Below are 7,483 nucleotides of genomic sequence, written 5' to 3' on the forward strand. Positions count from 1 at the left end.
ATCTGTTTCCGAGAGGCCGGTCGAAAGACTGGCCTCTTGTCTTCCGCAGTAGCCTGACCCAAAGCGCATCGCTTCCACGAATCTCGCTTGCCGCTCCAGAGTCTCTATGCAATCATGCCTCGCTGCGGCTTAAATCACCGGACGATTCATGAACGAAAACAAGAACGGGATGCTGGTCCTTTTTACCTTCACGATTTTCCTGGGGGCGCTGTTGCTATTTTGGGTGCAACCGATGGCGGGTCGAATGCTGCTGCCATTGCTCGGCGGCGTGCCGGCTGTCTGGAATACGGCCATGGTGTTCTACCAGGCCACGTTATTGGCCGGTTATGCGTACGCCCACTTTGCCACCAAACAACTCGGTATTCGGCGCCAGGCTGCGCTGCATCTACCTCTCTTACTGCTGCCTTTGCTGGCCCTGCCGATCGCCATTCCCCACGGCTGGACGCCGCCGACAACCCACAATCCAATCCCCTGGTTGCTCACTGTGCTGGCCGTGATGGTGGGGCTACCCTTCTTTATCGTGTCCGCGACGAGCCCGCTGCTGCAGCGTTGGTTTTCGGCCAGCGGACATCGCGACGCCCACGACCCGTATTTTCTCTACGCCGCGAGCAACTGCGGTAGCTTGCTCGCGCTGATCAGCTACCCCGTACTTATCGAACCGCATTTGCGTCTGAGCCAGCAGGGCCGGTATTGGGCCATCGGCTATATCGTGTTGCTGGTCCTTACAGCCATCTGCGGAGTATGCACGTGGCGCACAGCCCGTAATCCCTCCGAGGTGGTGGAACCTGATGGCAAGACCGCCATCGAACAGCTCACGGCCCGGCGGCGGTTACGCTGGATCTTACTCGCGTTCGTGCCGTGCAGCTTGATGCTCAGTGTGACGACGTATATCACCACGGAAGTCGTGCCGATCCCCTTGATGTGGGTCATCCCGCTGGGGATTTACCTGCTGACCTTTATCCTCGTTTTCGCCAAACGACAATTGATCCCGCATCGGTGGATCGTGTGGGCAATGCCGTTTGCTGTGGTGGTACTGCTGACAATGTTGGGCAGGATGACATTGAAGGGAAACTCGTTTGAGGATCTGCCCTGGCCGATTGGCGTCCACTTTGCGGGCCTGTTCATCTTGGCAATGTTCTGTCACGGTGAATTGGCCAAAGACCGTCCCACCGTGGCACACCTGACTGAGTTCTTTTTGTGGATTTCCACCGGCGGCGTGCTGGGCGGAGCATTTAACGCCCTGCTGGCTCCGCTTATCTTCCCCACGGTGATCGAATACCCGGCAACCCTGCTGCTGGCCTGCCTGTTGCTGCCACGACGGAGCACAGAAAAGACCAGCCGCGCTGGTTGGAGTCTCGATGTCGTCGTGCCCGCATGCCTCGGCCTGCTCATCGCAGGTCTTATCCATTTGGTAGAGAAGTCGCGGATTGGCCCGCCGAATCTCGCCTTGGCGATGGAATGCGTACCGCCTGCCATATTGTGTCTCTTCTTTTTCCGCCGACCGCTCCGGTTCGCGCTTGGCGGTCTTGCGATTTTGTTGGCGACAACATTGTCATTGCACCCGGAATTACGCAACATACTGGTGTCGCGCAGCTTTTTTGGTATTTACAAGGTTGAGGTGGACCCCCGGGCGGATTACATCCATATCTTCCGCCATGGCACCGCCATGCACGGCATGCAGAGCCTCGATGCCCGAATGCGGCGCGTACCGCTGCTTTTTTTCAGCAAGTCCGGACCGCTCGGGGAAGTCATAGGCACACTACCGAAAGCGCTGAAGCAGCATGTGGGCGTCATTGGCCTGGGTGCTGGAACCCTCGCCTGCTATGGCGATGCCGGGGAGCACTGGACTTTCTACGAAATCGATCCCGAGGTGGAACGTATCGCGGATGACCCGAAATACTTTACGTTCCTGCACGACTCTCCTGCGGACACGAAGGTCGTGCTCGGCGACGGGCGGCTATCCCTGCAGGCGGAACGGGATGGCCAGTTTGGCCTCATGGTGTTGGACGCCTACACCTCGGACACAATTCCCTTGCACTTAGTGACGCGGGAAGCAGTCGCGCTTTACCTGCGGAAGCTGGCGCCGGACGGTGTAATGGCCTTCCATATTACCAACCGCCATCTTGATCTCGAACCAGTCTTGGCCACCATCGCACAGGACGCCGGGGTATACTCCCTCTGCTGGATCGATAATGGTGTTTCAGCGGAGGAGTTCAACCGCACGGGTAAAACGCAGTCATGGTGGTTGGTGATGACGCGCAACGGGCCGTGGCTCAGTCTTCTCGCACGAGACACCCGCTGGCGTCCCCCGCAACCGCAGAAAGGCGTTGGCCTTTGGACCGACGATTACGAGAGTGTTTTCAGCGTCTTCCACTGGAATTAGCGGCACGAGGTGACCAGCGTCGCCCCCAGTCCACGGGGAGGGTAATACGCGGGTCGCTATTCACTGGTCGTGACTGCTAAGTTTCGATAATCTCTCGGATTGTTGAAAGCACAGAAACTGATCCCATTGCTGGTGGTTGCCGCGGGGTTGCTGGCCTATCACAATAGCTTCACCGGTCCGTTCATCTTTGATGACGTAAAGTCAGTATCGCAAAACCTCACGATCCGTCATCTCTGGCCAATCTGGGAGCCCCTGTCGCCCCCGCGTCAAGGTGGTAATACCGTCGAAGGTCGGCCACTCATCAATCTTTCCTTGGCCGTCAACTACGCCGTTGGAGGGACGCGGGTTTGGGGTTATCACGTACTGAATCTCGCCATTCATATTCTCGCGGGTTTGGCACTGTATGGGATCGCGCGGCGAGCCTTTCTGGGGCCTGCGTTGCGGGGCCGTTTTGGGAACGAGGCGACGACCCTTGCGTTGGCTATTGCCGTAATCTGGACGCTGCATCCGTTACAAACGGAAGCCGTCACCTACGTGGCGCAACGGGCCGAATCTCTGATGGGATTATTCTATTTGTTGACCCTGTACTGCTTCATCCGCGGTGCGGAATCGCAAACTCCCGGGAAGTGGTACGTGTGTTCGGTGATGGCGTGCCTTCTCGGTATGGCTAGCAAGGAAGTGATGGTGTCCGCGCCGCTGATGGTTCTCCTGTTTGATTGGTTGTTCGTGGCCGGGAATCTCCGGGAAGCATGGAAGCGGCGATGGCGGCTGTATGTAGGATTGGCAGCCACGTGGCTGGTACTCGGATATCTCGTAGCAACCACGCACAACCGCGGTGGCTCTGCGGGGTTTGGAAGCGAGATTGCGTGGAAGGATTACGGACTGACCCAGTGTCGGGCCGTTGTGCACTACCTCCGGCTTTCAGTATGGCCATATCCGCTGGTGTTCGACTACGGGACCGACACCGCCAAGTTTGGGGTTGGAGTAGCGGCGTGCGGGCTCGCGCTGGCGGTATTAATGGCGGGAACGTTGATCGGAGTTTGGCAGCGGCGTGCGCTGAGTATATTCGGTGTGTGGTTTTTCGCGATTCTAGCTCCTAGCTCCAGTGTGGTGCCAGTGGCGACGCAAACAATTGCTGAACACCGGATGTATCTTCCGCTGGCCACTGTAGTCTCGCTGGCGGTATTGGGGATACATGCTCTGCTCAAACGGTACGACAAGGTGGTGTTCGTGGCGTTGGCAGTAGGATTGGGCTTCATGACTTGGCAGCGAAACGAGGATTACCGAACCGACCTGGCTATTTGGAGTGACACATTGCGGAAAGTTCCGGACAACGTGCGCGCGCATAACAACCTTGCGATCGCGTTGTTTGCGGTGGGCAAGGCGACGGAGGCGATGCAGCATTTTGAGGAGTCCCTGCGAATTCGTCCGCAATGGGCGGAAACCCACTACAACTTGGGGAATGCGCTGGCCCGATCCGGCAACCCCGAAGAGGCAATCGCCCAGTTTCAGGCCGCGGTGCACATCTTGCCGAATTACGCCGACGCCCAGTACAACATGGCCGAGGTCCTGCTGTCGTTGGGCCGGACCCAGGAGGCGGTGGAGCATTATCAGGAAGTCCTGCGGATCGACCCCAACTATGCCCAGGCATATTACCAGCTGGGGAATGTTCTCGCCCGATCCGGCAGGCTGGAAGATGCAATTGCACAGTATAAGCGGGCGTTGCAAATCGAGCCGGGTTATGCGGAGGCCCGCCTCAACCTGGGAGTGGCATCCGCTGGGTTGGGGAGAAGCGAGGAAGCCATCAGCCAGTACGAAGAGGCGTTGCGGCTTCAGCCGAATTACGTGGCAGCTCACAACAGCTTGGCTAATGCGCTGGTCCGAGCAGGTAAGTTCGATGACGCGATCCGACAGTATGAAGCGGCCCTGCTAATTGAACCCGACTCGGCAGAGATTCACTGCAATTTAGGCGTTACCTTTGAGCGAGCAGGCCGTGCACCAGAGGCAATCGACCAATACAAACAGGCGTTGAGACTCCGGCCAGATCTGGTAACAGCAAAAAACGCACTGGCTCGGCTGGGTAGTAAGTAGCGCCACTGCCCTTGTCTTTTCCCCCGCGACTCAATACAGTCGCCCCATGTCTTCTGGCAGGCTCTTTATTGTCGGCACCCCCATTGGCAACATGGAGGACATCACGCTCCGCGCCCTGCGGGTGCTGCGGGATTCCAGCCTCGTGGCCGCCGAGGACACCCGCCACACGGGGATGCTATTGGCCCGAGCCAAGTTCCACTGACCATTCCATTGTTCGCACTCCATTTGACACCACGCCAATTGGGTCGCCGTAACAGATGGCGCTTGAACAGTTCCAAGAAGAAGAGGTTGTAGAACCGAACATCGCTTATCTTCAATTGCAGACTCTCCCTGTGTTCCCGCAGGAATCTTCCGGCCTCTTGAGTCGAAGCATCGGTAGGGATTCGCAATCACTTATCGATTCATTCAAAGTCGAGAGGGAAATTCTCAGCGATGAACGCAAAACGGCCCTGTTTGGGCACCGGCACGCGGGCCGCTATAGCCATTAGACCAGTACGAGAAGCACGGGAATTGCGCCATGACGCGCAGGGAGATGGGATGCAAATCAATATCAGTCGTAACGCCAATGAATTCAAACAGGACCGCCGTAGCGATAGCACCAGTGGTCGCCAGACTCGCAAGATATTGTTGCTCTGTGTCGTCAATCTACTCGTCGGGATTAACATCTGGGCGCAAGTGGTTGCCCCCAATGGCTTGTCCGCGAGCAGTGTCTGCTCCAACTCGGTGACCCTCACATGGGTTGATCCAAACACCAATTCACTGGCAGGCGTAGTAGAGCAAAGCGTCCTTGTTCTGAGGAGCACTCGCAGCTTGAATAAAGGCTATGCGACGATCGCCACGCTCCCAGCCTACACAACGACATACACCGACACCGGCGTTGTCGGCTCAAAAACCTATTATTATCGAGTCACCGCCGTCGACAGCAACGGACGGAAATACAACTCGAACCCGATTTCGGTCGCCACCTCCTCTCCTCTTACGCTGTCACCTTCAAGCAGTGATGTTCCCGATGTCGGCGGGTCTACGAACGTCCTTGTCACCGCCGGTTCCGGCTGCGGCTGGACGGCCAGTAGCACCGACGCGTGGATTACGGTTGACAGTGGCAATACTGGCTTCGGCACTGGAACAATTACCTATTCGGTTGCCCAGAACACCAGCACCAGTTCTCGGACGGGCTCGGTTACTGTCGTGAACCAAACAGTTAAAGTGACGCAGAACGGCAGCAGCGCCTGCACTTATTTAGCGTCGCCGACCAGCGCCAACATCGGAGCCGGCGGTGGCAGCGGCAGCTTCACGGTTACTCCGTCGAAAAATGGAAACGCATGCTCATGGGCGACCACGCCGACCGCCGGTTGGATTCACACAAGCAGCAGTGGGAGCGGTATCGGGATGGTCAGCTACACCGTTGATCCCAACACTGGCACCAGCCCGCGCATCGGCGCCATCACTGTCTCGGATGCTGGGGGCGGGTCTGCGACAACTTCCTACACGCTGACGCAGGCTGGGTTGTCGACCCCGCCCCCGCTGACGATTACCATCGCCTCACCCTTGTCGGCCGGGATGGTGGGCGTGGCCTACAGTCAGACGTTAGCGGCCACCGGCGGGACGACCCCGTACTCGTGGTCAATCAGCGCAGGCAGTTTGCCGGCCGGTTTGACGTTGACCAGCGGGGGCCTGCTCAGTGGCACACCCACCACGGCGACCACAGCGAGTTTCACCGTGCAATGCACCGGCGGCTCTACGACCACGACGGCATTCAGCCTGACGGTGAACCCGCCGCCGTTGACGATCACCACCGTTTCACCCTTGCCGGCGGCGATGGTGGGCGTGGCGTACAGCGGGACGTTCACAGCCACCGGCGGGACGACGCCCTACACCTGGTCGATCAGCGCGGGCAGTTTGCCGGCCGGTTTGACCTTGAGCAGCGGGGGCGTGCTCAGTGGTACACCCACAATGGCAACCACAGCGAATTTCACGGTGCAATGCACCGGCGGAACCACGACCACCGGGGCGTTCAGCCTGACAGTGAATCCGGCGGTCGTCAACTACACGGTCACCACCGCGCCCAGCCCGATAAATGGTGGCACCACCACCCCGAACGCCAGTTTTTCGAACGGATCCACTGTCACCGCCCAGGCGACGGCCAACACCGGCTACAGCTTCGTGAATTGGACCCAGAACGGGGCGATGGTCAGCACTTCGCCCAGCTACAGCTTCCAGCTCAACACGAATGTGACGCTGTTCGCGCACTTCACGACGGTCTATACAATCACGGTAACCGCCAGCCCGTCCAGCGGCGGCACGATCGCGGGTCTCGGCAACGGTATGTTCATCGGCGGAACGACCGTTTCGCTGACCGCGAGCCCGGCCACTGGCTACAGCTTCGTCAACTGGACCGAAAACGGCTCGGTCGTGTCCTCCACGGCGGCCTACGGCTTTACCGCGACCGCTAACCGTAGTCTGGTCGCCAACTTTGCAGCCACCAGCGCATCTGGGAATTTCTTGTGGTCCGTGGTTCATGGCGGAATTTCGCAAGACGATGGTCGCGCCGTGGCGGTGGACAAACGCGATGGCAGTGTCCTGCTCACAGGGGACTTCAGCGGGTCCGTCAGCTTCGGGGGTGCTACGATTTCCGGAACCTCCGGCACCAGCGTGATGCTGGCCAAGTATGCGGCCAACGGCGCCTATCAGTGGGCCGTGGCCCCAACCGGCAATGGCGTAAGCCAGGGCCAGGCCGTGGCGGTGGATGCCAACGGCAATGTGTTTGTGACCGGGTATTTCGCCAACTCGATCAATTTCGGAGCGCCCTCCGGCTCGATGACCAGCGCAGGCTGGTACGACCTCTTTGTGGCGAAATATTCTCCCGCGGGCGTCTGCCTCTGGTCCAAACAGTTTGGCAGTCCCACCTCGGGCGATAACCAGGGTGACGAATCTGGTTACGCCCTCGCGGTGGACAGCGCCGGCAATGTCATCGTCGGCGGCTCCTTCGACGGCACGGCCAATTTCAGC

Annotated in this window: 3 protein-coding genes and 1 pseudogene; all 4 read left to right on the forward strand. The window is 58.9% G+C overall.

Annotated elements, in window-relative coordinates:
• The first annotated feature begins 148 nt into the window (after positions 1-148).
• On the forward strand, positions 149-2,383 hold the full coding sequence (locus VNL17_14140; GenBank protein ID HXI85221.1) for a fused MFS/spermidine synthase: 2,235 nt from the start codon (positions 149-151) through the stop codon (positions 2,381-2,383).
• 102 nt (positions 2,384-2,485) lie between these two features.
• Positions 2,486-4,474 carry a tetratricopeptide repeat protein gene (locus tag VNL17_14145; protein HXI85222.1) on the forward strand — a complete coding sequence of 663 codons (1,989 nt, stop codon included), beginning with the start codon at positions 2,486-2,488 and terminating at the stop codon, positions 4,472-4,474.
• Positions 4,475-4,520: 46 nt separating this feature from the next.
• Positions 4,521-4,655 (forward strand): annotated as a pseudogene (locus VNL17_14150) (SAM-dependent methyltransferase).
• 251 nt (positions 4,656-4,906) lie between these two features.
• Positions 4,907-7,483: putative Ig domain-containing protein (locus VNL17_14155; protein ID HXI85223.1), on the forward strand; the 2,577-nt coding region annotated here is incomplete at its 3' end.

This window comes from Verrucomicrobiia bacterium, assembly GCA_035577545.1.
Lineage (GTDB): Bacteria > Verrucomicrobiota > Verrucomicrobiia > Palsa-1439 > Palsa-1439 > Palsa-1439.